Genomic DNA, 25872 nt, shown 5'->3' on the forward strand with positions numbered 1-25872 from the left:
CAACACAAGGAGCCTTCCATGAGCCAAGCCCCCATCAACCATGCCGTCCACTGGTTCGAAATCCCCGTCAGCAACATGGCCCGCAGCGTGGCCTTCTACGAACGCCTGCTGGGCGTCACCCTGCGCCCTGAAGTCATCGCCGGCATGGAACTGGCCATCTTCCCTGCCACCGACCCCAACGCCGTCAAGGGCTGCCTGATGGCCGTCGAGAAGGTGTCACCCCACACCGATGGCGTGCTCATCTACCTCAACGCCGGCCCCTCACTCAACGCCGTGCTGGCCCGGCTGGAAGCCTGCGGCGGCACGCTGCTGACACCCCGCGTGGTGCTGCCCGGCGGCATGGGCTGCTTTGCGCACATCACCGACCCTGACGGCCAGCGCATCGGCCTGCACGCGCTGGACTGACACAAGCACCGCGTCGACTGCTGTCACACTGCGCCCATGCGCCGAGCCGATCGCCTCTTCCAGCTGCTGCAACTGATACGCGGACGCCGCCTGTCCACCGCGGCCTGGCTGGCCGAGCGCATGGAAGTCTCGGTGCGCACGGTCTACCGCGATGTGGCCGCCTTGCAGGCGCAGGGTGTGCCCATCGAAGGCGAGGCCGGCGTGGGCTACCGCGTGGCCCGTGACTACAGCCTGCCACCGCTCATGTTCACCCCCGAACAAGCCCAGGCCCTGGTCGCCTCGGTGCGCATTGCGGTCAACATGATTAAGGACTGATTTAGTACGAATGCATGCTTTCATGGAAGAATGCAAAGCCCTTTTATTTAAATGGAGAGGTCTGTGCATTCAAATTTAATTACCCCAATCCGCCTGAAAGCCCTTACTTGCAAAATATTCATAGGGATTTTCTCGGCCGCCATTACTGGCTATGCGTTGGCTGATGTGTCGTCGTGGGTTTCGACCACAGCACCGGATATCACACCCGATCCAGGTGCGGCAGGCACCTTGAGCACTTACGGACTCGAATACTCGGTCGGAGCCAACAGTTCCACCATTGGTCAGCATGGTATTTTGGTGGGGCCGACAGATGCCTTTGGGGCACAAGAGGCGATCAAAAGGCCGCTGGTTGTCTTTGTCCATGGCGACCACGCACGTTGCCTGATCGATGGCGTTCCTTCAGACCCCAATCCATACGTCAGTTGCCCACCGGCAAACCGGGTCCCCAGCTACAAAGGATATCTGGGCCTTCAGCGGCGTCTGGCAACGCGCGGCTATATTTCGATTTCCATTGATGCCAATGAAATCGCGCGCAACGCCACAGCCCTGCAAGCCGCGCCCGATGCACACATATCTCTGCTGAAAAGCTGGACTGATTCACGGCTGGCGCCCAATCTGTTCTTGTTTGGTGCCGCTCAAAATACAGACTTCAGCAAGGTTGTATTGGTGGGTCACTCTGTAGGCGCCGTTGCCGTCAACGATGCGGCCTTTCAAAACAAGATTCAGCAAGCAAGCGGGACGTCCATGCCCGTCTGGAATCCTGTGGGGCAGATACTGATCTCGGGCGGAGGCTCGGAGCAGCAGGCCGCAACCCTCGGGGTTCACACATTGAATTGGCTGTCCGAATGCGACAATGTCAATGTAGCTGCACAAGGGATGCTGGATAAAGATATTCATCACGATTACGTGACATTGCGCTCCTCCATTTTGGTTCGGGGGGCCAATCACAATTATTCAAACAGCGTCTGGACAGACGACGATGATGACTACGGTCAAGTTACAAACAAAATTCAAAAAGGCTTGGAATGCGGCTTCGTGGATGCGAACGGGCAACCCATCACCAATACTGTCAGGCTATCGTTGAATGATCAGCAAACCATCACAAAGTCCTATTTCACTGCCGCAGTGGCTGCGTTCGTTTCGAACGACGTCAATGCCTGGAAAGCCATTGACGGTACGCCCGGGCATTTGCCCTCCTCTGGTGTGGCAGGCGCCACGGGCCCTGAAATCAGGGTGTCTGGAAAGGGTCGGCGGCGAAATGATTTCGTTCAAATTTCGCTCGATACCTTAAATGTCGCGGCATCGAACCCTGACGTCATGACGGCCAATTTGTGCGACTCCAGCTCATGCACCTCCGCCGCCGGCATCTCAGGGGCGCAGAGGTCGCAATTTTGGATCGCGGGCAGTTCTTCTGCGGTTTCCGTGAAATGGACGGGGCTAGGCAGCAAGGTATCGCTGGCACACAAATCCACAGTCGATGGTGGGCTCTTGGGCGTTATGCCTGCACACCGTCAATTGGGCTTGCGCATTGCACAATTACCTTCAACCGGCGCGTTGACGCAATCGCCTATTTCTCTGAACGTCACCATACGCGACATTGGCAGCCATACGCTTGATCTTGGAACAGTCACGGTCAATCCGTTGGTCAGCTTGGCCAATACAGGGCCAATATGGGCTCAGGAAGTCCGCGTTCCCGTTCCTGCTGCCAAGGGATTTGATTTCACTTCGATCGTCAGCCTTGATTTGACGCCGCTGTCGCCCTCCACGGGTCAAATTTGGGTGTCCGATGCATTCGGTTACCTTCCAAATTAAATGAAGTTTCAGCGGGCCCATATGGGCCTGCTTTGTCATTTCCTTTCTCGTCTGGCCACGCCCATTTACATGGGCAATACCAAGATCAGTGCCCGCGCGCCAACTTCGCCGACAGCCCCTGCGAGAATCTGCGTCATGGCATCGAGGTAGCGGCCCAAGGTGGCCTGCCTTTGACTGCACCGGCCTATGACGCCACCCTCACAAAGGCGAGGCGAGCACTCGCTTGTTGGTGCAAAAACGTGTCCCAGTCCTGCATCCAACGGGTCGCCCAGCAACCGATCCGAGCACGGGCGCGCCCCTTTCGCCCCTTTCAATAATCAAGCAATTGACTCATCTCCGCCCGACGCTTTTCCCAGGCGGCGGGCCTCTTGTTTTTCTGGCGCTCCATGACCTCTTCCACACGTCAAACGCCGACCAGCAGGCCTATGACCCACAATCGGTCGAAGCCTGAGCGCAGTCGCACGGGAAGGAGCGCGACGCCTACCGCGTCACCGAATTCAAGGACAAAAAAGCCTTCTACGCCTGCTCCAGGCCGCCCTACCCTCGGGCAAGCTGCACATGGGCCACGTGCGCAACTACACGATCAACGACATGCTCACGCGCTGCCCGCGCATGAAGGTCACAACGTGCTGATGCCCACGGGCTGGACGCCTTCGGCCTGCCTGCCGAGAACGCCGCGCTGAAGAACAAGGTGCCGCCGGCCGCCTGGACCTACGACAACATCGCCTGAAGAAGCATATGAAAGCGATGGCCTGGCGATGGCGTGGCGATCGACTGGTCGCGCGAGATCGCCACCTGCAAGCCGTCGTACTACAAATGGAACCAGTGGCTGTTCCTCAAGATGCTGGAAGCAGGCGTCTGCGAGCGCCGCACACAGGCCTTGAACTGGGACCCGGTGGACCAGGCCGTGCTGGCCAACGAGCAGGTGATTGACGGCAGAGGCTGGCGGCGCTCTGGCGCACCGGTTGAAAAGCGCAAAATCCCCGGCTATTACTTCAACATCACGAAGTACGCCGACGAGCTGCTCAGCGCTGTGGCCAACCCCGAAGACTCAAACTATCTGAGTGGTCGGCCCGGACGCGTGCGCCTGATGCAGGAGAGCTGGATCGGCAAGTCCGAGGGCATCCGTTTCGCCTTTGCATGACATCAAGGGCGCCGATGGCCAGCTGATCAACCAGGTCAGCCGTGGGTGTTCACCACCCGCGCCGACACCATAATGAGCGTGACCTTCTGCGCCGTGGCGCCGGAGCACCCCCTGGCCGTGCATGCCGCGGCCGGTAACGCCAAGCTGCAAGCCTTCATCGAAGAATGCAAGACTGGCGGCACGACCAAAGCCGAGCTGGCCGCGCAAGAAAAGAAGGGCGTGCCCACCGGCCTGTTCGTCACCCACCCCATCACCGGCGACAAAGTCGAGGTCTGGGTCGGCAACTACGTGCCGATGTCGTATGGCGACGGCGCCCTGATGGGCGTGCCCGCGCCCTGTTTGGCCGCCTCATCGTGCGCTCCAAGGCCCAAGGCCGGCTGCCCCGCTTGAGTTGCCATCTGAGCAACCTCGGCAACGCCGATGCCATCAACCCGCCCGGTGCCAAGGTGCGCCTGGCCGAACTGTGGCCCATGACCATCAACCCCGTGTTCATGCTCGGCGCGCTCAGCCTCAATGGCCGGCAGTTCCTGACACTGATCTCGCAGAACGATGAGATCCCACCAGAAGCCGTGGCCGCCTTCCAGGCCAAGCTGGACCGCCAATTTCACAGCTTGATGCAAGCCTGCTGACAGGACGCTGTCAGCAGGGGGGCCGCACCATGAAGGCTCTTTCAACACAAGGAGCCTTCCATGAGCCAAGCCCCCATCGACCATGCCGTCCACTGGTTCGAAATCCCCGTCAGCAACATGGCCCGCAGCGTGGCCTTCTACGAACGCCTGCTGGGCGTCACCCTGCGCCCTGAAGTCATCGCCGGCATGGAACTGGCCATCTTCCCTGCCACCGACCCCAACGCCGTCAAGGGCTGCCTGATGGCCGTCGAGAAGGTGTCACCACACACCGATGGCGTGCTCATCTACCTCAACGCGGGCAAGTCACTCAACGCCGTGCTGGCCCGGCTGGAGGCCTGTGGTGGCAAGCTGCTGACGCCGCGCGTGGTGCTGCCCGGCGGCATGGGCTGCTTTGCGCACATCACCGACCCGGACGGCCAGCGCATCGGCCTGCACGCGCTGGACTGACACAAGCACCGCGTCGACTGCTGTCACACTGCGCCCATGCGCCGAGCCGATCGCCTCTTCCAGCTGCTGCAACTGATACGCGGACGCCGCCTGTCCACCGCGGCCTGGCTGGCCGAGCGCATGGAAGTCTCGGTGCGCACGGTCTACCGCGATGTGGCCGCCTTGCAGGCGCAGGGTGTGCCCATCGAAGGCGAGGCCGGCGTGGGTTACCGTGTGGCGCGCGACTACAGCCTGCCACCGCTCATGTTCACGCCCGAACAAGCTCAGGCCCTGGTGGCCTCGGTGCGCATCGCCCGCAGCCGGCTGGACCCGGCCCTGGCCGCGCAGGCCGAAGACGCGCTCAGCAAGATCCTCAGTGTGCTGCCGCTGGACAGCCGGGCCGCCGCGGACAGCCTGCCGCTGCATGCGCCCTCGCGCCCGCATGACGAGCTCGTGCTCGATCGGCTGGGCCAGCTGCGCCGCGCCATCGAAGCACGCCGCCTGGTCCACCTGGACTATGCCGATGCCGAAGGCAAACCCAGCCAGCGCACCCTGCGCCCCCTGGTCTGCCTGTACTGGGATTCGGCCTGGACGCTGTCGGCCTGGTGCGAGTTGCGGCAGGACTTTCGCCAGTTTCGGCTGGATCGCATCCAGCAACTGGCCGTTGACGAACAGACCTTCGCCGATGAGCCGGGCAAGACCCTGGCCGACCTGCTGCGCCGGATCAAGCTGCCTGATGCCACATCCTGACGCCACCTGAGTGTGGCCACGCCCCCGCAGCCAACCGATCCACAACGGCGGGCACCCGCCACCCGCTCCGTCCAAGCCCGACTAGGCAGCGTGCCTGGACACTGCTAGGCTGCACGCCGTAGTCCAAGCAGTCCAAGAAGCAGTCCCGCAGTAAACGGCGTGCGCCCCATGCTCCCACCCAGGAGGCCTGTGGCGCACATGTGCAAGCGTTGAACTCGCCTAGGAGGGCACATGGGTTTGCTACGCGAATCAGTCAAAGCCGCCATCGATCACCTCGCCCCTGGGTGGATGGCACAGCGGTACCTGCGCCGCATCGAAGCAGCCACCCTGGCTGAAAAAGAGATCTCGCTGTTGCCCCTGCTGTGCCGGGCCGACAGCCTCGCCGTGGACGTGGGCGCCAACCAGGGCCTGTACGTGCACCACCTGCTGCCCCTGGTCAAACAGGTGATCGCGTTTGAGCCGCTGCCCGGCATGCAGGCCCAGCTGCAGCGCTTTTACGCCGACAAGATCCGGCTGGAGCCCGTGGCCTTGTCACGCGCGCCAGGCCGTGCCCAGCTGCGCATGCCGGCCGGCAACCCGTCGTGGGCCACCATGGCGCAGACCAACCAGCTGGAGCTGGCGCAAGCCGGCCAGGCCATCGAGACGGTTGACGCCGAAGTCCGCACGCTCGACAGCTACGCGTTGCACAACGTCAGCCTCATCAAGATCGACGTGGAAGGCAATGAGGAGGCCGTGCTCGAGGGCGCCGCGGCCACCCTGGCACGTGAGCGGCCCAACCTGGTCATCGAGGTGGAAGAGCGGCACAACACCGGCTCGGTGCTGCGCGTGGCCCGCTTCCTGGGCAACCTGAGCTACGAGGGCTTCTACCTGCTGGACGGCGATCTCAAGCCCATCAGCAGTTTTGATGCCGCCCATGACCAGGACATCCACAACGTGGGCCTGCAAGGCAAGGTCGGGCGCTACATCAACAACTTCATCTACGTGCCGCGTGAGCGGGTCGGCACCTTGTTGAGTGCCTGCCACCCCACGCAGCCAACCCAATAGCGCCGGGGCAAGGGGGCATGCGCCCCCTCCCATCAAGCCCGACGCCGACGCGCCGCCACGCCCACGATGCCCAGGCCAGCCAGCAGCATGGCCACCGAGGAAGGCTCCGGCACGGCCGCGGCAGGCACATTGCCCTGCACCACGGCCTGCGCGTTGTTCAACACGGTCAACTGCACCTTGGTGTCGTAGCTCAAGGTGGACGGCGCATCGCCCATGTTGCCCGAACCACCGTTGTACAGGGCGAGCAAGTAAAAGGTCTGCCCATATTGGAAGCTGAAGTCCCCCGACTGATGTTCTGTCAGCGCGCCCAGACCGCTCACATGCGCGTGGTAAGCGTCCAGGACAGGTGCCACACCAAACGGATTGTTGGCCGTTCCTTGCCCCTGGTAGGCGCTCAACTCGCTTGGTGTCAGCATGTGATCGAACAAGAACAAGGTCACGCCCGCATCACCCGCCACGCCCTGCTCTTGCAGCACGCTGTCAACCGTCAGCCGCGCCTGGCCGGCGCCCACGCCGCCGGTGATCTGCACAGCGTCCTGCCAGACAAAGCTCATGCCCACCGTGCCGTAATCGTTGTTGCTGCGCTGGATCTCCAGGTGGTCAGCCGCACCGAATGTGGATGAGAACGCGGCGGCGGCATACCCGGTCTTGGCCTGCGCCTGCACGGTCAGCGGGCCCAGCGCGTAACCCCCCTTGCCTGGCGTGCCATCGTCAAACCCGATGCCACCCCACGAACTGCCAGCCGCACTCGCCGCGCCAGCACACGCCATCAAAGCCACGGCGCTCCATTGCTTCATGCTCATTTCAACTCCTTTGTTTGCATGTGTGTAAGAACCGCTTACATCCTACAAATTCGGGGGTGATGCACGCTGGTCACGGCGCCGTCAACGCATGGGTAAACCGGAGGCCTTTGGCATAGATCAACTCGCCGCGCCTTCCGCAAGCCAGGGCACCCGGCTTATCGGACACCGGGTAAGGCATCTCGAGCAAACCGACGGCCTGAGCGCCTTCCTCTGCCCCTTCCTATAATCCTCGGATTCCACCTTTCACAGGCTGGCGCGGTTTTCGCACCCCGAAAGCCGCTGCCAGCCTGCATTCGTCTTTGCGGTGACCGATCTCATGAGCGCTACACAAGAAAACCAGACCTACGACCCACGTGCCGTCGAGGCCCGTGCCCAACAGCACTGGAATGACCGCGACGCCTACCGCGTCACCGAAAGCAAGGACAAAAAGGCCTTCTACGCCTGCTCGATGCTGCCCTACCCCTCGGGCAAGCTGCACATGGGCCACGTGCGCAACTACACGATCAACGACATGCTCACGCGCTACCTGCGCATGAACGGTCACAACGTGCTGATGCCCATGGGCTGGGACGCCTTCGGCCTGCCGGCTGAAAACGCCGCCTTGAAGAACAAGGTGCCGCCCGCCGCCTGGACGTACGACAACATCGCCTACATGAAGAAGCAGATGAAGGCGATGGGCCTGGCGATCGACTGGTCGCGCGAGATCGCCACCTGCCAGCCCGAGTACTACAAGTGGAACCAGTGGCTGTTCATCAAGATGCTGGAAGCCGGCGTGTGCGAGCGCCGCACCCAGACCGTGAACTGGGACCCGGTGGACCAGACCGTGCTGGCCAACGAGCAGGTGATCGACGGCAAGGGCTGGCGCTCGGGCGCCCCGGTTGAAAAACGCGAGATCCCCGGCTACTACCTGAACATCACCAAGTACGCCGACGAGCTGCTGAGTGCCGTGGCGAATCCCGAAGACCCGAACTACCTGAGCGGCTGGCCCGAGCGCGTGCGCCTGATGCAGGAGAACTGGATCGGCAAGTCCGAGGGCGTCCGTTTTGCCTTTGCCCATGACATCAAGGGCGCCGATGGCCAGCTGATCAACGGCGGCCAGCTGTGGGTCTTCACCACCCGCGCCGACACCATCATGGGCGTGACCTTCTGCGCCGTGGCGCCGGAGCACCCATTGGCTGTGCACGCGGCGGCGGGTAACGCCAAGCTGCAAGCCTTCATCGAAGAGTGCAAGACCGGCGGCACCACCGAAGCCGAACTGGCCACGCAAGAGAAGAAGGGCGTGCCCACTGGTCTGTTTGTCACGCACCCGATCACCGGCGAGCAGGTCGAGGTCTGGGTCGGCAACTACGTGCTGATGTCGTATGGCGATGGCGCCGTGATGGGCGTGCCTGCGCATGACGAGCGTGACTTTGCGTTTGCGAAGAAGTACGGCATCGCCATCAAGCAAGTGATCGGCGTGGAAGGCGAAACCTTCAGCACCGACGCCTGGGCCGAGTGGTATGGCGACAAGCAAAAGGGCGCCTGCGTCAACTCCGGCGAACTCAACGGCCTGGCCTACAAGGACGCCGTCAACAAGGTCGCCGACCTCCTCATCGCCAAGGGCGTGGGCGAGAAGAAGACCACCTGGCGCCTGCGCGACTGGGGCATCAGCCGCCAGCGCTACTGGGGCACCCCCATCCCCATCATCCATTGCGACAGCTGCGGCCCCGTGCCCGTGCCCGAGAAGGACCTGCCCGTGGTCCTGCCCGAAGACGTGGTGCCCGATGGCAGCGGCAACCCGCTGAAACTCCGTCCCGACTTCCTCAACGTCGGCTGCCCCCAATGCGGTAAACCAGCAAAACGCGAAACCGACACGATGGACACCTTCGTGGATTCGAGCTGGTACTTCATGCGCTACACCTGCGCCGACAACGCGCAAGCCATGGTCGACGAGCGCACCAACTACTGGATGGGCGCCAGCAATGCCGCAGGCAACCGCGGCATGGACCAGTACATCGGTGGCATCGAGCACGCCATCCTGCACCTGCTGTATGCGCGCTTCTGGACCAAGGTCATGCGCGACCTGGGCCTGGTCAAGATCGACGAGCCCTTCAAGAAGCTGCTCACACAGGGCATGGTGCTCAACCACATCTACTCGCGCCGCACGGCGCAAGGCGGCATCGAATACTTCTGGCCGCACGAGGTCGAAAACACCTTTGACGCCAACGGCAAGATCAACGGTGCCAAGCTCAAGGCCGACGGCTCGGCCATCGAGTACGGTGGCGTGGGCACCATGTCCAAGTCCAAGAACAACGGCGTGGACCCGCAGGAGCTGATCGACACCATGGGCGCCGACACGGCCCGCCTGTTCACCATGTTCGCCTCGCCCCCCGAGCAAACGCTGGAGTGGAGCGCCGCAGGCGTGGAAGGCGCGCACCGCTTCGTCAAGCGCGTGTGGAACTTCGGTGCCAAGAACGCCGAGGCGCTGAAAACCGCTGGCACCGTGGTGCAGGCCGAACTGAGCGCCGAGGCCAAGGCCCTGCGCCGCGAGGTCTACGTCATCCTCAAGCAGATCAGCTACGACTACGAGCGCATGCAGTACAACACCGTGGCCTCCGGCGCGATGAAGCTGCTCAATGCACTCGAAGCGCACAAGGGCGACACGCCGGCTGACCTGGCTGTGCTGCGCGAAGGCTACAGCGTGCTGCTGCGCGGCCTGTACCCCGCCTGCCCGCACCTCACGCACGTGCTGTGGGAAGACCTGGGCTATGCCGCCCAGGACGGCCAAGGCGACCTGCTGGACGCACCCTGGCCCACCGTGGTCGAAGCCGCCCTGGTGCAAGACGAGATCGAGCTGATGCTGCAGGTCAACGGCAAGCTGCGCGGCTCGATCAAGGTCAGCCCCAACGCCGACAAAGCCGCCATCGAGGCCGCCGCCCTGGCCAGCGAGGACTTCGCCAAGTTTGCCGAAGGCAAGCCGGCCAAGAAGGTCATCGTGGTACCGGGCCGCCTGGTCAACGTGGTGGTGTGAAGCGCATGAACCACGCACGCCGCCACTGGCTGAGCCAGACCCGCCGCCTGACCCTTGCCGTGGCCGCCGTCACGGCCATGGGCGTGCTGGGCGCCACCAGCGGCTGCGGCTTCAAGCTGCGCCGCAACTACGACATGGCCTTCAAGACCATCCAGCTCACCGGCTTTGCGGGCAACTCGCCCATGGCCGCCGAGCTGGCCCGCGCACTCGAAGCCTCCGGCGTGTCCGTGGTCGACAGCACCCTGGCGGCCGCACAGGCAGCTTCTTCGGCCACCGTGCCCAGCAGCCACATCGTGTTCGAGGCCCTGCTGGACAAGCGCGACATGGCGGTATCCACCACCACGGCCTACGGCCAGATCCGTGACGTGACCGCCCGCAACACCCTGCGCTTCCAGATCAAGCGCGGAGATGGCAGCACCCTGCTGCCCGCCGCCGACATCGCACTGGCGCGCGACATGACCTACAACGAAAAGGACGCCCTGGCCAAGCAGGACGAACTGGCCGCGCTGCACAAGGCCATGCAGTCCGACATCGTCAACCAGTTGCTGCGCCGCTTGGCGGCCATCCGGCCTGATCAGCTGATCACACCCAGCGAGCCGCAGCTGCCATCGGTGGTGCACGCCCCCTCGGCGCCATCGGCCCCTGACGCCGCCGCGTCACGCTGAGCCGCCCCGAACCGAGCACCCCAAGGCCCCATGCAACTGCGCCTGGATCAACTCGCCGCCCACCTGCAGAAAGCTGCCGGTGCGCTCAAGCCCATCTACACCCTGTATGGCGACGAGCCCCTGCTGGTGCAGGAAGGTGGCGATACGGTGCGCCAGGCCGCACGCGCCGCTGGCTACACCGAGCGCCAGGTGCACACCGTCACCGGCGCCTACTTCGACTGGTCCAGCCTGCTGGGTGCGGCCAGCGAGATGTCGCTCTTCGGGGACAAGCAGTTCATCGAGATCCGCATCCCCTCGGGCAAGCCCGGCAAGGACGGCTCGCAGGCCCTGCAGCAATACTGCGAAGCCGCACAAGGCAACGATGGGGTGATCACCCTGGTCACCCTGCCCCGCCTGGACAAGACCCAGCAAGGCAGCGCCTGGTTCACCGCGCTGGACGGCATCGGCATGACCCTGCGCTGCGACCCCATCGAGCGGCAGCAGCTGCCCCTGTGGATCGCGCAGCGCCTGGCCGCACAAGGCCAGCAGGTCGAGCCCGGTGAGGCCGGCCAGCGCACCCTGGCCTTCTTCGCCGACCGCGTGGAAGGCAACCTGCTGGCGGCGCACCAGGAAATCGTCAAGCTCGGCCTGCTGCACCCACCCGGCACGCTCACCATCGAGCAGATCGAAGAAGCCGTGGTCGACGTGGCCCGCTTCAATGTGTTCAAGCTCAGCGAAGCGGTGCTGTCCGGCCAGATCGAGCGCACGCTGCGCATGATCGACGGCCTGGAGGCCGAAGGCGAGGCCGCCGTGCTGGTGCACTGGGCCCTGGCCGAAGACATCCTGGCCCTGCACCGCGCCCGCGCCGCCCTGGATGGCGGCAAGCCTCTGCCCATGGTGCTGCGAGAGCAACGCGTCTGGGGCCCGCGCGAGCGCCTGTTCGAACGCATCCTGCCGCGCACCCGCGGCCCCGCCCTGGCCCGCCTGGTGGCCTCGGCCAGCACGGTGGACGGCATCGTCAAGGGCCTGCGCCACCCGCAATGGCCCGAAGACCCGTGGGAAGCCTTGCGCCGCCTGGCGCTGCAACTGGCCAAGGTCGCCAGCGCCTGATCTCGTCAGGCGCCCCTGAAGCGCCCTTAACGCGCCCCTGACGCCCCCCTGACTCAGGGCCATCCTGCGCTGGAAAGCCCGCACAGGCCGCCGCCAAGGCGGTTGTTATAGTGCCCCGGCACCTGTTGGATGGCGCCCGATCAATCTTGTTCACACGGCGCCGAACCCGAGCTGGAACCCTGTTGTGGCCGCCCCTGATCTGATCCCGCTGAACCGATCCGAACACATGTACTGGGCCGCCGAAGGCTACCTCGGCCCCATCAACATCCCCTTCGTCCTGCGCTTCGATGCGCCCGTGAGCACCGAGCTCATGCGCCAGACCATGCGCGAGCTGGCCACGGCCTTCCCGCGCATGCGCGGCGTCATCGAACCCACGGCCTTCAGCTACAAGCTGCGCATCCTCAGCGACGAGCGCCAGATCGACCAGCTGTTCGACAACGCCTTTCGCGTGCAGCCAGGTGTGGACGCGTCCTCGCGTGAAGCCCTGCGGGCCCTGCACGACGAGTTCATGAACCACAGCATCTGCATGGAGCGTGGCTTGCCCTGGGTGGCGCGCTTCGTGCCGCACCCCACGCAACCCGCCCTGCTGTTTGCCATCAACCACATCATTGGCGACGGCCGCTCGATGGTGCAGATGCTGTGCGCCATCATGGCCCGTCTCAGCGGCCAGCCGATGACCGCCTGCCAGGTCGACAACCCCACCATGCTGCCGGCCGTGATGCCGCCCAAGTGGTGGCAATGGCCCGCCAACATCGCCCGCTGGTGGCGCAACAGCCGTGCCGACAAGGCCGCGGCCCATGGGCGCCACATCGTCACGCTCAACCGCCAGCCCAGCACGCGCTACACCACCACGGGGATCTGCTACCACGACATCCCCTGCCCGGCCGACACCATGAAGGCCCTGGCCAAGCGGTACGGCACCACGGTCAACACCCTGCTCACGGCCATCGTGGGCAACACCTTCCTGGCCCTGGCCGAGCAGGACCCCCAGGCCACCGCCGCCATCCGCATCTCGGTGGATTTGCGCCGCTACTTCCCAAAACGCACGGCGCCCGAGTTCGGCAACTTCGTGCACTCGTTCACGATCCTGGCCAACCGGCAGGCCTCCATGGGCGAGCAGATCAACGACCTGGAAAACCAGGTCAAGACCCACCTGGCACGCTACAGCTCGCGCGACTACGCCCTGCCCCTGCTGTTCTACGAGCTGCTGCCCTTGCTGGGCCGCCGCCTGTTCAGCTACCTGATCTTCAACAGCAAGGTCAAAGGCAGCCTGCCCACCTTGAGCTGCCACTTCAGCAACCTGGGCGCCTGCGAGTTCATCAACCCCAAGGACGCCAGCGTCCGCCTGCATGAACTCTGGCCGGCCACCCTCAGCACCGTCTTCCTGATCGGGGCCGTGATCCTCAACGGCAAACAGTTCCTGTGCCTCGTCCACCAGAAAGACGAAATACCGCACGAAGCGGTGGAGGCTTTCCGCGCCGAGTTCGACCGGCAGATTCAACGCGTCATGCAGGAGTCGCAGGCCACGTGAAGTCCCACACGAAATAGGGTGTTTTTGTGGCCCTCATGGGCACGCCCCACCCTTCACCCCCGCGCCAAGATAGCCGATAGACAGAGGTCAGACAAAAGTGACCCACGTTTCTAAAGGCTGTATATGGAACGGATCGAGCAACAACAAACCAGTACAAAGACGATTCCGGCAAAATGTGAACCTCAGGCCCAGGCGCGGCCAGACCATGTGACCGGAACATCCGCATGCAGTTGGCTGGATTCCGCCATGGCCATCTGGTTGCGCGACGATGACGCCCGGCGCCTGATGCGCCCGGATCACGCCCCGGGCACCTGCTGATCGCCGAGGTCTACCCGCCCCTCCATGCTGCCTGCCCTCTTCAACCCGGAAAAGCTGCAGACGCGGATCGTTGCCGTGTACCTGGGCCTGCTGCTGGTCATCCAGGCCGTCAGCTACTGGTTCATTCAGGACAGCATCGACCACAACGCCCGCACCGCCATCCGCGCGGAGCTGACCACCAGCGAGCGCGTCTTCCTGCGCCTGCTCGGGCAGAACAACGCCAACCTGGACCAGGCCACCCGGGTGCTGTCGGCCGACTACGGCTTTCGCTCGGCCGTGGCCAGCGGCGACCAGGAAACGGTGCAGTCTGCCCTGGTCAACAACAGTGACCGCATCCACGCCAACCTGGCGCTGTTCACCGACAACGACTTCCAGCTCAAGGCCAGCACCATCCCCCAGGCCGATCACTTCCTGGCCGCCGTTCGCCGTTACGCCAGCCAGATGCAGGCCGGCGGCGCGCAGCAGTACCAGGTCGAGGTGATCGACGGCCAGCCCTACCAGATCGTGGCCGTGCCTGTGCGGGCGCCTGCCACCATTGGCTGGGTGGGCATGGGCTTCAAGATCGACCGCCAGTTGCTGCAGGACATGAACAGCCTGTCCGGCATGGAAGTGGCGCTCATGCTGCGCGAAAACAGTGGCGACTGGCGCGTGGTCGTGGCCACGATGGACACCGCCAGGTGGCCCGACGTGGCCGCCGCCTGGGAAAAACCCATCAACGACGGCGATGCCCAGGGCGTGGCCATGCGCGTGGGCGGCACCGAATACAGCGCCTTGCCCGTGACGCTGCCCGGCGCCCCCGGCCAGTCGCCCACCACGGCCTTGCTGATGCGTTCGGTGGACAAGGCCCTGGAGCCGTTCAACCAGCTCAAGTTCAAGCTGCTGCTGCTCACGGCCGTGGGCCTGGCGGTGTTTGCCATGGGCAGCCTGGTCACGGCGCGGCGCATCACCACGCCGCTGCGCGTGCTGTCCAGCTCGGCGCGCCGCCTGGAGCGCGGCGACTACGGTGCCGAAGTGCGCACTGTGTTCAAGGGCGAGATCGGCGAGCTGGCCCAGTCCTTCGAGACCATGCGCCAGGCCATCCAGGCCCGTGAAGGCGAGATCCGCCGTCTGGCTTACCAGGATGCCCTGACCGACCTGCCCAACCGCGAGCAGTTCCGCCATGACCTGCGCCAGGCCATCCAGAAGGCCGACGAAGACGGCACGCCTTGCGCCGTGCTGCTGCTGGACATGGACCGCTTCAAGCACGTCAACGACGTGCTGGGCCACCGCTTTGGCGACCGCCTGCTGCGCGCCGTGGCCGAGCGCCTGCGCAACGACGCCCTGACCGAGCGCGACGTACTGGCGCGCCTGAGCGGCGACGAGTTCGCCATCCTGCTGCAAGCCACCGATGCCAAGGCCGCCTTCCCGGTGGCCCAGCGCATTCTGGCCGCCTTCGAACGCCCCATCACCCTGGACGACCACACCGTGGACCTGGGCGCGGGCATCGGCGTGGCCAGCAGTCCCGAACATGGCGTGGACGCCGACACCCTGCTCAGCCGCGCCGAAGTGGCCATGTACGCCGCCAAGCAGAACCAGTCCGGCACGGTGACCTACCACCCCGGCCTGGACTCGACCAGCGAAGAGTCGCTGACCATGCTCAGCGAGCTGCGCTCGGCCGTGGACCAGCAGCAGCTGCGCCTGTTCCTGCAGCCCAAGATCAACCTGCGCACCGGCGAAGTGCTGGGCGCCGAAGCCCTGGTGCGCTGGGAGCACCCGGTGCGCGGCATGGTGCCGCCCATGCGCTTCATTCCCTTCGCCGAGCAGACGGGCTTTGTGCGCGTGCTGACCATGTGGATGATCGAGCAGGTCGCCCAGATGAGCCACGCGCTCACCGAGCAGGGCATGCGCATGAAGCTGGCGGTCAACCTGTCCACACGCGACCTGATGGACCAGGAGTTGCCGGTCAAGCTCGAAAAGGTGCTCGAGCGCTACAGCATCGACCCCGGCCTGCTCGTGCTGGAGATCACCGAAAGCGCCATCATGGACGACCCCCAGCGCGCGCTGCAGACGCTCAACCGCCTGCACACCATGGGCCTGAAACTCTCCATCGACGACTTCGGCACCGGCTACTCCTCCCTGGCTTACCTGAAGCGCCTGCCCGTGGACGAACTCAAGATCGACAAGTCCTTCGTGATGAACATGGAAAGCGACCTGCAGGACGCCAAGATCGTGCGCTCCACGGTGGACCTGGCCCACAACCTGGGCCTGACCGTGGTGGCCGAAGGCGTGGAAAGCGCCAAGTCCTGGAAGCTGCTCGACAGCCTGTCGTGCGACGAGGTGCAGGGCTACTTCATCGCCAAGCCCATGCCCGGGGCGCAGTTCGCCAACTGGGTCAAGCAGTGGGTGCCACCGGACACCACACACGAGCACCTGCCCAGCGAGTTTGCGGACATGTTCTGAGGCGGGGCAGCCCGCTCACAGCGCCTTGGCCAAGGTCTTGTACGCCTCGATCTGATCGGCCGGCAAGCCCAACAAGGCCGCGCTCGGCACCGCACCTTGCGCCGCCTGATGCTGCTGCACCTCGATCAGGCGCTGTGCATCGCCCAGGCGCGGCAGCACCGGCCCGGCGAACATCACCTGGCCCTGGTAGGCCACCAGCAGCGTCGGGAAGGTCTCGATGTCCACGTCACCCACAAAATCGGCTTCGTCTTCGATGTCGATCCAGCGGTAGCGGTGCCCGGGCTTCATCTGCTGCAATTGAGCGAAGGTGGCCTCGTACTCGCGGCAGGTGCCGCACCAGGCGGCGCACAGGCAGACAACATCCAACACGACGTCAGGAATGGGCTCAGACATGATCGGATTGTGTCACCAGCCGGGCCAGGGCATCGAGCGCCACTCGCACCTTGGGCGTGCCGGCGCTGCGCGGCTGCATGACCGCGTACATGTCCAGCGCGGGGGCTTCCCATTGCGGCAGCACCCGCTGCAGACGCCCTTGGGCCAAGGCCTCGCGCGCGTCCCATTCCGCCAGCAAGGCCACGCCCAGCCCCGCTTCGCACATGTGCTGCACCCAGGCCTGGTTGTTGCCGCTCACACGCACCGGCCACGACGGCTGCAGCTCGGGCCCCTGCCCTTGGCGCTGCAGGCCCACGCGCTGCACGCCCTTGCCCGTGTCCAGCGCCACCCACTCGAATGCGCTCGCCTCATCAGGGTGCTCGGGCAGCGGCCCGCAACGCGCCAGGTAGGCCGGCGAGGCGCACAGGATCATGGCCATGCGGCCCAGCTTGCGCGCCACCCAGTTGCTGTCGGGCAGGTGCCCGAAGCGCACCGCCACGTCGATGCGCTGGCCCACCAGGTCACTCATGGCGTCGTCGGCCAGCACGTGCAACTGCAGGCCGGGGTGGCGCAGCAGCACCGGCGCCAGAGCCCGGCTCAAGTGGGCCAGAAAGCCCGCGGGCGCCGTCAGGCGCAACTCGCCCGAGGGCGCGTCCTGGATGGTCTGCAAGGCCTGCTCGGCGCGGCGTGCAGCCTCCACCATGGCCACGCACTCGCGGTGAAACGAGGCGCCCGCCGTGGTCAGGCGCACCTGGCGTGTGGTGCGCGCCAACAGTGGCAAGCCCAGGCTCTGTTCCAGCGCACGCACCTGCTGGCTGACGGCCGAGGTGGTGGTGCCCAGCGCCCGCGCCGCCGCGCCGAACGAGCCCTGCTCCACCACCGTCACCAGCGTGGCCATGCGTTTGAGTTGATCAAACATGAAGTTTTTCTAAACAATGATTGCTGATTGTGGGGACTTCCGCGCTGATTGTGAAGCCCGTATCGTTCAGGCATCGGCTCACGGCCTCACTTCAGACAAGGACAGCACCATGCACATCGCACTCATCGGCGCCACGGGTTTCGTCGGCTCGGCCATCCTCGCCGAACTCCTGCAACGCGGCCACCAGGTCACCGCCCTGGCGCGTGACCCCGCCAAGGTCGCCCCCCAAGCCGGCCTCACCGTGGTGCAGGCCGACGTTCAACAGGCCAGCCAGGTCGCCCAGGCCGTGAAGGGCCACGATGCCGTCATCAGCGCCTACAACGCCGGCTGGGCCAACCCGAACCTGTACGACGACTTCATGGCCGGCAGCCGCGCCATCACCGCGGGGGTGAAGGCAGCGGACGTGCCCCGCCTGCTGGTCGTGGGCGGCGCGGGCAGCCTGTACGTGGCCCCCGGCGTGCAACTGGTGGACACGCCCGAGTTCCCCGCGCAATGGAAGGTGGGCGCCACCGCCGCGCGCGACGCGCTCAAGCTGCTGCAGGCCGAACAGGATCTGGCCTGGACCTTCGTCTCGCCCCCTGTGATGCTGCACCCCGGTGAGCGCACGGGCACCTTCCGCCTGGGTGGCGACGATGTCTTGATGACGGACAAGGGCCCCGCCGAGATCTCGACACCCGACCTGGCCGTGGCCATCGTCAACGAGATCGAGCAGCCGCAGCACCTGCGCCGCCGCTTCACCGCCGGTTATTGAGGATTGATGCGGATCCAGATGGTCTTCAACTCGGTGTACTTGTCCAGCGCATGCAGGGACTTGTCCCGCCCGTTGCCTGACTGCTTGTAGCCGCCGAAAGGCACGGTGATGTCGTCTTCATCGTACTGGTTGACGTGCACCGTGCCTGCCTTCAAGGCCCGCGCCACGCGGTGCGCCCGGTCGATGTGCTGGCTCCACACGCTGGCCTGCAGCCCATAAGGCGTGCCATTGGCGATGCGGATGGCCTCGGCCTCGTCCTTGAAGCGGATCACGCTGAGCACGGGCCCGAAGATCTCTTCCTGCGCGATCTTCATCTCGTGGCGCACACCATCGAACACCGTGGGCTGCACATACTGCCCGCCCGCCTCGGCCAGCGCCTGCGCACCACCGGCCACGCAACGCGCGCCTTCTTGCCGGCCTGCGTCGATGTAGCCCAGCACCGTGCGCAACTGGCCTTCGTCCACCAAGGCGCCCATCACCGTGGATGGGTCCAGCGGGTCGGCCGGCTGGTAGCGCGTGGTCTGCGCCACGATGCGCGCCACCATCTCGTCGGCCACGGCTTCATGCACCAGCAGGCGTGACGGCGCGTTGCAGGATTCGCCCTGGTTGAAAAACAGCGAACCCGCCACCGTGTCCGCCGCACGCTCGATGCTGTCGGCATCGTCAAACACGATGAAGGCCGACTTGCCACCCAGCTCATTGAACACGCGCTTGAGGTTGCTCTGCGCCGAATAGGCCAGCATCTGGCGGCCCACGCGCGTCGAGCCCGTGAAGCCCAGGGCGTCCACGTCCATGTGCAGGGCCAGTGCCTGGCCCGCCTCGTGGCCATAACCCGGCACCACGTTGAACACGCCCTCGGGCAAGCCCGCCTTGATCGCCAGCTCGGCCAGCTTCAAGGCGCTCAAAGGTGATTTTTCAGAAGGCTTGAGGACGACGCTGTTGCCGCAAGCCAGCGCCGGCCCCAGCTTCCAGGCCGCCATCAGCATGGGGTAGTTCCAGGGGACGATGGCGCCCACCACGCCCACCGGCTCACGCTGGATCAGGGCCAGCGCGGTGTGGGCTGTGGGCGCGATCTCGTCGTACACCTTGTCGATGGCCTCGCCAAACCAGTTGATGCAACGCGCCGCCAGGGGCACGTCCACGCTCAGGCTGTATTGAATGGGCTTGCCCATGTCCAGCGTTTCCAGCAAGGCGAGTTCGTCCTTGTGCTGAACCATCAACTCGGCAAAACGCTGCAGCACGCGCTTGCGCTCGGCCGGCGCCTGGCGGGCCCAGCGGCCGTCTTCAAAAGCGCGGCGGGCCGACTGCACGGCGGCGTCCACATCGGCCGCATCGCACCGCGCCACCGCCGTGAGCACCCGCCCATCGATGGGCGAGCCGCTGTCAAAACTGGCACCACTGAGGGCGGCCACACGCTGCCCCTCGATGAAGGCGCGGCCATCCAGGCGGTGCTCGTTGATCAAGGCATCGGCGCGGTCTCGCCAGATACGGGCTTGCGGGCTGGCGGCTGGGAAGGCGGTCATGGCGAAACTCCTGCAATCTGTGCGAGGTCTTTGCGCTTAGTCTAGCCATCTGCCTGCACGGCCGCATCAAACTCGCAGACAATGGACCACATGTGCCGGAATGATTTGACATGCGCCTGACCGTCTACACGGACTACACGCTCAGGGTGATGATGTTCCTGGCGATCAAGCATCGCTCGGGTGAACTTTCGCGCATCGACGACATCGCCCAGGCTTACGCCATCTCGCGCAGCCACCTGACCAAGATCGTGCATGAGCTGGGCCACAGCGGCCTGGTGGTCACCGTGCGGGGCCGCAGTGGCGGCATGCAACTGGCGCGCCCACCCGAGCAGATCACGGTGGGCGAGATCGTGCGCCTGGCCGAGAAGGACTTTGCCGTGGTGGCCTGCCATGACCCTGACACCCTGGACATCTGCGCCATCCAGCCCGCCTGCAATCTGCAGCGGGTGCTGCGACGCGCCATGGCCGCCTTCATGCGCGAGCTCGACGAACTGACGCTGGCTGGTGCCATCACGGCCCCGTCGGCCGCAGCCAGCCTGCTGGGCCTGGCCACCGAGACGCCCGTCGCGATGCCCGTCAAAGGCAGCGGCCGCGTCAAGCCACGCGGTTGACCGTCAAGGCCAGGATCACGAGCCCGAGCGGGCCGTAGGCCATGAAGATGTTGATCGCCCACTGAAAGGTCGGGCTGGCATGGCCCAGTTCCAGAAAGCGGCGCGCCACGATCTGGGCCTTGATCCACACCAGCGCCGCCACGATCAAGGCAGACGCCGACACCCCGCTGCCCCGGTGCGTCAGCAGCAGGCTGGCGGCAGACAGCACGACCAGCGCCAGCCAGGCCAGCGCCGCGCCCTTGTTTGATGCAAGCTTGTGGTTCATGTCGGCCTCACACAAAGGCGTAGAAGAACGAGAAGATCATCAGCCACACGATGTCGGTCGCGTGCCAGTACACCGCCAGCGCCTCCACGCTGCGCCGGTTGAAGCGGTTCAGCCAGATGCAGGTGGTCAACCACGTCATGCCCATGATCCCCCACGAGGCGTGGATCAGGTGGTTGAGCGTGAGGTAGTAGTACACGGTGACGAACACATTGCCCGCCGCGCTCAGGTGGTGCGCGTTGTTGGACTGGATCTCCAGGTACTTGATGACGGGGTACAGGCAGGCGCACAACAAGGCCGCCAGGATCCACCAGCGTGCTGACTTCTGGTCATCGGCACGCAAGGCATCCACCGTGCGCGACATGAAGAACCCGGCGCTGACCATCACCAGCGTGATGGCCATGCCAGCCAGCGCCGACAAGCGCCCCGCGCCATCGCGGAAGGCGGCCGGGTCCAGCACGCGGGCGCCAAAGTACACCGAGAACAATACCGAGAACTCGAAGAACTCCAGGCAGATGCCGACCCACATGCCGGTGTAGCCCAAGGCCGGGCCGCGCGCCGCACGCGGCGGGGCGGGCAAGGGGGCAGCTGCTGCAATGGCCATGGTCAACTCACGCGGCGACGCGCGCCTGGTCGAACAGCACGTTGTTTTCCAGATGGATGTGGGCCATCAGGTCCTTGCGGAAGGCGCGCAGCCCCAGGTAGAGCGCCTGCCAGGTGTTGCAGGCGCCGGGTGGCGGCGTCATGTCCTGGGTCAAGGCTTCGACGCGCTCAAGGTTCTCGCCATGGTGGTTGTGCTCGGTCAGCATCACCTGGATCGGCCCTTGCGAGGCGTTGTACTCGTGCGCCTTGAGCAGCGGGAAGAGGATGCTTTCCTCGCGCTCCATGTGGCTGGCCAGCTCCGAATTCATCTCGGTCAGCAGCTTCGTCAGGCCCAGTGGGCAGGCCGGGTGTTCACGGTGAACGGCCTCGACACGCTTGGCCAGGCGAGCCAGTTCGGGCAATTGCTCACGGTGGCGCGCGTGGAAGTAGGACTGGATGTGGTCCACCAGCTCGGGCATGTCCTCGTCCGCCCACTGGCGCGGGGCCACCTCCGCCTGCGACACCAGTTGCGCCAGCCGCGCCGCAATCGGTGCCGCATCCAGCCCCTTCTTGGCGGCAGCCTCCTGCAGGGTGTGGGCACCGCCGCAACAGAAGTCGAGCTTGTAGTCATGGAACACATCGGTGGCACCCGGCACCTCCCGTGCGATCTGCCCCAGGGATTGCTGCATGAATGTCATGGTCGGATCTCTCTCTCGCTAAAACATTCATGAATGATATATGTTTTGATAAAGAAGTGCACTACTCCCTTCGAACGAGGGGCCGAGGGGCAGACTGTGACCTTTATCATGCTCGCGCGCGGCATGAGACCGTGTCCGAAGAACCTTGAACAAATCTACACAGGGAGTGTGTCGTCATGGACCAGTCACGTCCGAACAATGGCCTGCGCGTTGCAGGCATCGCGCTTTTGAGCGCCCTTGCGCTTACCGCATGTGGAGGCGGAGGTGGGGCGCCGGCTCCAGCGGACAACGGATCGCTGCCAAGCAACACGGGCGGCGGTTCAGGTACCGGCTCGGGCGGATCGAACACCCCTTCGACGTCAACATCTCAAAGCGTTTTCAGGGTCAGCGAAACCAGCCAGAGCACCAGCACGGGCAGCACGCGTCAATTGGTGGTGGTTGACTCGCGCAACCACACCGCCGTACTGAAGCTCGACCTGCCCGCACACAGCGCCGCAGGAGCGGACTGGTATGTGAGCGACCGCTACACCGCCGCCAGCGATGGCGCATCCGCCCACATTGATGGGGCCAGCCAGCTCTACGTCATTCAGAACCGCCATGTCGCCCGCGTCGATCTGCGGGGCACCACGGTGGGCACGCCTCAAACCGTTTCCAACATCAGTGACGCATGCGGCTTCGCACGAACGGGCTTCATCGAGCTCGGCCTGGACGGCACGCAATCCTGGCTGGAGGTGGTCACCGCCGGCCCTGACGGCCAATGTGACCAGACCAGCGACAACGGCGTCACCCTCGTGGACTCGAACGCCGGCCCCACACAAGCAGGTATCCAGGGGGGCAGCAACGGTCTCGAATTGATCGAAACCATCCAGGACAATCTCTCGAGCCCCGCTACCGGCATCCTCGCACTTGACCGCAGCACCGCCAAGCTAGGGGTGTACAGCACCGACCTCAAGACCGTGCTCTACCCGGTGGCGGTTTCAGATCACGTGGTTCAAAAGAATGAGCGCGCACAGTCCATCGGGCACCTGCCATCAGCGCCCTTCCAGGGGCTGGTCCAGCTGGGCTCATCCCTTTATGTCAGCAGCATCAGCAACGGCCAGATGGTGCTGGGTAGCCCGGTCCTGCAATTGGCCACACCGGAAAGCTACCCGCGCACAACCGCAGACAGCCAGAACCTCTACCTCGCCAATGGCACCGACCTGATCGTGATTTCACCCACTGGCTCCATGAGCAAGCTGGGCAACCTGGCTGCAGCGGCTGGCAGGGTGAGCGGCATGTGGGTGTCTCAGAGCTCGGTGCTTGTCCAGCAAACGCTGGACACGACCCAGCCGGGCACCAACGCAACACTGACCGCCTTCAGCAAAAGCAATGGCACCGCGACGGTATTGGCGCAAGGTGCATCGCCGTCAGACGGTCAGGTGGTCGGCGTGGTGAACGACACGGTGTTCTTCAGACAGACCGGCACCAACCCCAACGCCTCTTGGCTCTCGGACATCTTCAAGACGACGGCACAAGGCGGCACACCGACTCCCGTCGCGACAGGGGTCTACATCTCCGCCTACATGTGGTCGCCGCAAATCCGCCTGAGTGGCATTGACGTGCTGCAGGTGGTGTGGTGTGAACCGCTGTCGGGCGCGACCGATTGCAGCAACGCACCGCTGCTGAGCTACAACTTGAGCACGGGGCAGAAACTCACCTTGGGCACGGTCCCATTGGACGCCGGTTGGGCCAACGTCGTGGCTTACGCGAGCAACGAGCCCTTTGCGGCACGGACCAATCTGATGGAGTTGTGGCGCTATGGCGGTCCGCCTGCTTATGGCCGGGACGTGGTCCTCTGGACCTACAACGCCGACACCGCGAACTCGCTCACCAAGGTCACCACACCTTGAGTCACAATGTCCTCCTCGGATGCCAATGAGGAGGACACCATGCCGGTGATCGTGGTCGCCAATCCAAAGGGCGGCGTGGGCAAATCCACGCTGTCCAGCAACATCGCGGGCTACTTCGCCCGCCAGGGTCATGCCGTGATGCTGGGCGATGTCGATCGCCAGCAATCCTCGCGCTTGTGGCTCAAGCTGCGCCCCGACAACCTCCCCCAGATCCAGAGCTGGGACATCACTGACGACCACATCGCGCGCCCGCCCAAAGGCACCACGCACATCGTGCTGGACACACCCGCAGGCCTGCATGGCCCTGGGCTGGACGCCGTGATGAAGCTGGCCGACAAGGTCATTGTGCCCCTGCAGGCCAGCGTGTTCGACATCTATGCCACGCAGGATTTCCTGGCCGAGCTGGCCAGGCGCAAGAAGAGCGACAAAGCCCAATTGGCCGTGGTCGGCAACCGCATCAAGGACCACACCAAGGCCACCGAGCACCTCAAGGAGTTCCTGCAGACGCTGGACATCCCCTTGCTCGGCCTGTTGCGCGACACCCAGAACTACGCCCACCTGGCCGCGCATGGCCTGAGCTTGTGGGACGTGGCCGCCACCAAGGTCGAGAAAGACCTGGATCAATGGGCCCCCATCCTCAAGTGGCTCAAGGACTGAGCTGATCGCCGTCGGCCTGGCCCACCGTCCGGCACTGGAGGGTGTGGCGGCCCGCCGCCTTGGCGGCGTACAAGGCGGCATCGGCCTCATCGGTCAGGCTCTGCGCACTCGTGGCGCCCAGCGGCACGCACACCGACACGCCGATGCTGACCGTGACATGGGGCGCCGTCAGTGAGGCCTCGTGTGGCAGCCGCAAGGCATCGACCTTGTGGATCAAGCGTGCTGCCAGTTCACAAGCACCCTCCGCATTCGTCCCCGGCAGCAGGATGACGAACTCCTCGCCGCCGTACCGCGCGGCCACGTCGCCCGGGCGGCGCACCACCCCGCCGATGGCCCCGGCGATCTCGACCAGGCAGTGGTCGCCTGCAGGGTGGCCGTAACGGTCGTTGTAGCGCTTGAAGTGGTCCACGTCGATCATCAGCAAGGCCAGGCTGGCGCGGTGGCGCCGCGCACGGTCCCACTCGCTGCGCAGGGCCTCGTCGAACACACGCCGGTTGGGCAGGCCGGTGAGCGCGTCCTTGCGCGCCAGCTCGGCCAGCTCCACATTGAGGCGCTGCACCTCCTGGCGCTCGTGGCTCAGCTGCATGGACTGCAGGAACATCATGCGGTCCTTGTCCTCGCGCATGGCCACCACCGACATCACCACCGTGGTCGTCAGCACGTAATGCCCGAAGAACAGCAGGCCGTAATGGAGGTTGGCCACCCAGGGCAGGGCCAGAAAGGGCAGCCCGCCAAGCACGCAACCCTTGAGGCAAGCCCGGATGGGCAGCTGCAGCGACAAGGTGCCGATCAGCACCACCAGCAAGGTGATGTAGACCTGATTGATCGCCAGGAATGCACTCGCCAGATTGAAGCCCGCCACCACCTTGATGGCGAGGATCAGCCCCAGCACCCAGGGTATCCACTTTTCGTAAGACAGGCGCCACGCCGGCTGGTGCGCCACCAGCAAGCCCAGCAGGATCGCCACCACCACCACGCCTTCGGTCGAGAACAGCAGGGTCAGGTCCGGCCCGTGCAGCTCGGCGGTGTAGAAGATCAGCGTGAAGGCCTGAAAGGCGATGAAGCTGATGGGCAGCAAGGGACCCCACAACTTCACCAGGCGGTTGAACTCCTCCAGGCGCTGCGCGCGGTAAGCTCGCTGGAGCTCCAGCGGGATCGGGTCCAACCAGCGCCGCTGCTGCAGCAACTGGTCGAAGTCATGGCGCGGATCGCCCATACAGCACTCCTC

At 64.8% G+C, this 25872-nt stretch carries 23 protein-coding genes and 2 pseudogenes; 17 read left to right on the forward strand and 8 right to left on the reverse strand.

The annotated features are described in order from the left end of the window. The first annotated feature begins 18 nt into the window (after positions 1-18). The 8 genes and pseudogenes from JY96_RS10285 to JY96_RS22200 all read left to right on the forward strand — a co-directional run bounded on the left by JY96_RS10285 (position 19) and on the right by JY96_RS22200 (position 6525). The gene (locus JY96_RS10285; RefSeq protein WP_052162374.1) at positions 19-405 is read left to right on the forward strand and encodes a VOC family protein; all 387 of its coding nucleotides are present in this window, start codon (positions 19-21) and stop codon (positions 403-405) included. A gap of 36 nt (positions 406-441) precedes the next feature. Then, positions 442-699 (forward strand): annotated as a pseudogene (locus JY96_RS10290) (helix-turn-helix transcriptional regulator); the annotation flags it as partial. An 84-nt stretch (positions 700-783) separates the two neighbouring features. Next, positions 784-2532, forward strand: a complete 1749-nt coding sequence (locus JY96_RS23150; RefSeq protein WP_152606446.1) for a hypothetical protein — start codon at positions 784-786, stop codon at positions 2530-2532. Positions 2533-3001: 469 nt separating this feature from the next. Continuing rightward, positions 3002-4009, forward strand: a pseudogene (locus tag JY96_RS10300) (class I tRNA ligase family protein); the annotation flags it as partial. Between the two features lie 53 nt (positions 4010-4062). Beyond that, positions 4063-4305, forward strand: a complete 243-nt coding sequence (locus tag JY96_RS10305; RefSeq protein WP_152606447.1) for a hypothetical protein — start codon at positions 4063-4065, stop codon at positions 4303-4305. Positions 4306-4365: 60 nt separating this feature from the next. Continuing rightward, a complete protein-coding gene (locus tag JY96_RS10310; protein ID WP_052162375.1) occupies positions 4366-4752 on the forward strand; it encodes a VOC family protein in 387 nt (128 codons plus the stop codon). A 36-nt stretch (positions 4753-4788) separates the two neighbouring features. Further along, positions 4789-5481: a YafY family protein gene (locus tag JY96_RS10315; RefSeq protein WP_035037161.1), complete on the forward strand. Its 693-nt coding sequence runs from the start codon at positions 4789-4791 to the stop codon at positions 5479-5481. Between the two features lie 231 nt (positions 5482-5712). Beyond that, positions 5713-6525 carry an FkbM family methyltransferase gene (locus JY96_RS22200; RefSeq protein ID WP_052162376.1) on the forward strand — a complete coding sequence of 271 codons (813 nt, stop codon included), beginning with the start codon at positions 5713-5715 and terminating at the stop codon, positions 6523-6525. A 32-nt stretch (positions 6526-6557) separates the two neighbouring features. Here JY96_RS22200 and JY96_RS10325 read toward each other — a convergent pair whose 3' ends face one another. After that, positions 6558-7328: a PEP-CTERM sorting domain-containing protein gene (locus tag JY96_RS10325; RefSeq protein ID WP_035037163.1), complete on the reverse strand. Its 771-nt coding sequence runs from the start codon at positions 7326-7328 to the stop codon at positions 6558-6560. A gap of 316 nt (positions 7329-7644) precedes the next feature. Between JY96_RS10325 and leuS the strand changes: the two genes are divergently transcribed. The 5 genes from leuS to JY96_RS10350 all read left to right on the forward strand — a co-directional run bounded on the left by leuS (position 7645) and on the right by JY96_RS10350 (position 16380). Continuing rightward, entirely contained in the window at positions 7645-10338 is a 2694-nt protein-coding gene (gene leuS / locus JY96_RS10330; protein ID WP_035037165.1) for a leucine--tRNA ligase, read from the forward strand. Positions 10339-10343: 5 nt separating this feature from the next. After that, entirely contained in the window at positions 10344-11003 is a 660-nt protein-coding gene (gene lptE / locus JY96_RS10335; RefSeq protein ID WP_152606448.1) for an LPS assembly lipoprotein LptE, read from the forward strand. A 30-nt stretch (positions 11004-11033) separates the two neighbouring features. Continuing rightward, the gene (gene holA, locus JY96_RS10340; RefSeq protein WP_035037168.1) at positions 11034-12092 is read left to right on the forward strand and encodes a DNA polymerase III subunit delta; all 1059 of its coding nucleotides are present in this window, start codon (positions 11034-11036) and stop codon (positions 12090-12092) included. A gap of 184 nt (positions 12093-12276) precedes the next feature. Continuing rightward, the gene (locus tag JY96_RS10345; RefSeq protein WP_035037171.1) at positions 12277-13623 is read left to right on the forward strand and encodes a hypothetical protein; all 1347 of its coding nucleotides are present in this window, start codon (positions 12277-12279) and stop codon (positions 13621-13623) included. Between the two features lie 342 nt (positions 13624-13965). Then, on the forward strand, positions 13966-16380 hold the full coding sequence (locus JY96_RS10350; protein ID WP_035037173.1) for a bifunctional diguanylate cyclase/phosphodiesterase: 2415 nt from the start codon (positions 13966-13968) through the stop codon (positions 16378-16380). Positions 16381-16395: 15 nt separating this feature from the next. Here the strand turns inward: JY96_RS10350 and JY96_RS22205 are convergent, their stop codons facing one another. Beyond that, a complete protein-coding gene (locus JY96_RS22205) occupies positions 16396-16773 on the reverse strand; it encodes a thioredoxin family protein (RefSeq protein WP_052162378.1) in 378 nt (125 codons plus the stop codon). Then, complete coding sequence (locus JY96_RS10360; RefSeq protein WP_035037175.1) at positions 16766-17671, reverse strand: LysR family transcriptional regulator; 906 nt, start codon at positions 17669-17671, stop codon at positions 16766-16768. Before JY96_RS10360 ends, JY96_RS22205 begins: the two co-directional genes overlap by 8 nt. Before the next feature lie 109 nt (positions 17672-17780). On the opposite strand from JY96_RS10360, the gene JY96_RS10365 reads away from it, so the two are divergent. Further along, positions 17781-18422 (forward strand): NAD(P)-dependent oxidoreductase, encoded by a 642-nt coding sequence (locus JY96_RS10365; RefSeq protein ID WP_035037177.1) that lies wholly within the window; start codon positions 17781-17783, stop codon positions 18420-18422. Here JY96_RS10365 and JY96_RS10370 read toward each other — a convergent pair. Beyond that, complete coding sequence (locus JY96_RS10370; protein WP_035037180.1) at positions 18416-19945, reverse strand: aldehyde dehydrogenase; 1530 nt, start codon at positions 19943-19945, stop codon at positions 18416-18418. The two genes, JY96_RS10365 and JY96_RS10370, sit on opposite strands and share 7 nt — an antisense overlap. A gap of 110 nt (positions 19946-20055) precedes the next feature. Here JY96_RS10370 and JY96_RS10375 point away from each other — a divergent pair, with 110 nt between their 5' ends. Then, positions 20056-20556: an Rrf2 family transcriptional regulator gene (locus tag JY96_RS10375; protein ID WP_052162379.1), complete on the forward strand. Its 501-nt coding sequence runs from the start codon at positions 20056-20058 to the stop codon at positions 20554-20556. Here JY96_RS10375 and JY96_RS10380 read toward each other — a convergent pair. The 3 genes from JY96_RS10380 to ytfE are packed head-to-tail and all read right to left on the reverse strand — an operon-like array spanning position 20540 to position 22098. Next, a complete protein-coding gene (locus JY96_RS10380; protein ID WP_052162380.1) occupies positions 20540-20821 on the reverse strand; it encodes a cytochrome C oxidase subunit IV family protein in 282 nt (93 codons plus the stop codon). The genes JY96_RS10375 and JY96_RS10380 overlap by 17 nt on opposite strands. A 7-nt stretch (positions 20822-20828) precedes the next feature. Further along, entirely contained in the window at positions 20829-21422 is a 594-nt protein-coding gene (locus tag JY96_RS10385) for a hypothetical protein (protein ID WP_035037183.1), read from the reverse strand. Positions 21423-21429: 7 nt separating this feature from the next. Then, positions 21430-22098: an iron-sulfur cluster repair protein YtfE gene (ytfE, locus tag JY96_RS10390; RefSeq protein ID WP_035037185.1), complete on the reverse strand. Its 669-nt coding sequence runs from the start codon at positions 22096-22098 to the stop codon at positions 21430-21432. A 176-nt stretch (positions 22099-22274) separates the two neighbouring features. Between ytfE and JY96_RS10395 the strand changes: the two genes are divergently transcribed. Next, entirely contained in the window at positions 22275-23987 is a 1713-nt protein-coding gene (locus tag JY96_RS10395) for a hypothetical protein (RefSeq protein WP_152606449.1), read from the forward strand. 39 nt (positions 23988-24026) lie between these two features. Beyond that, positions 24027-24644 carry a ParA family protein gene (locus JY96_RS10400; RefSeq protein ID WP_035042214.1) on the forward strand — a complete coding sequence of 206 codons (618 nt, stop codon included), beginning with the start codon at positions 24027-24029 and terminating at the stop codon, positions 24642-24644. Here JY96_RS10400 and JY96_RS22210 read toward each other — a convergent pair. Beyond that, the gene (locus JY96_RS22210; RefSeq protein WP_052162381.1) at positions 24634-25860 is read right to left on the reverse strand and encodes a GGDEF domain-containing protein; all 1227 of its coding nucleotides are present in this window, start codon (positions 25858-25860) and stop codon (positions 24634-24636) included. The genes JY96_RS10400 and JY96_RS22210 overlap by 11 nt on opposite strands. Between the last annotated feature and the right edge of the window lie 12 nt (positions 25861-25872).

Source organism: Aquabacterium sp. NJ1 (assembly GCF_000768065.1).
Classification (GTDB): Bacteria; Pseudomonadota; Gammaproteobacteria; order Burkholderiales; family Burkholderiaceae_C; genus Aquabacterium.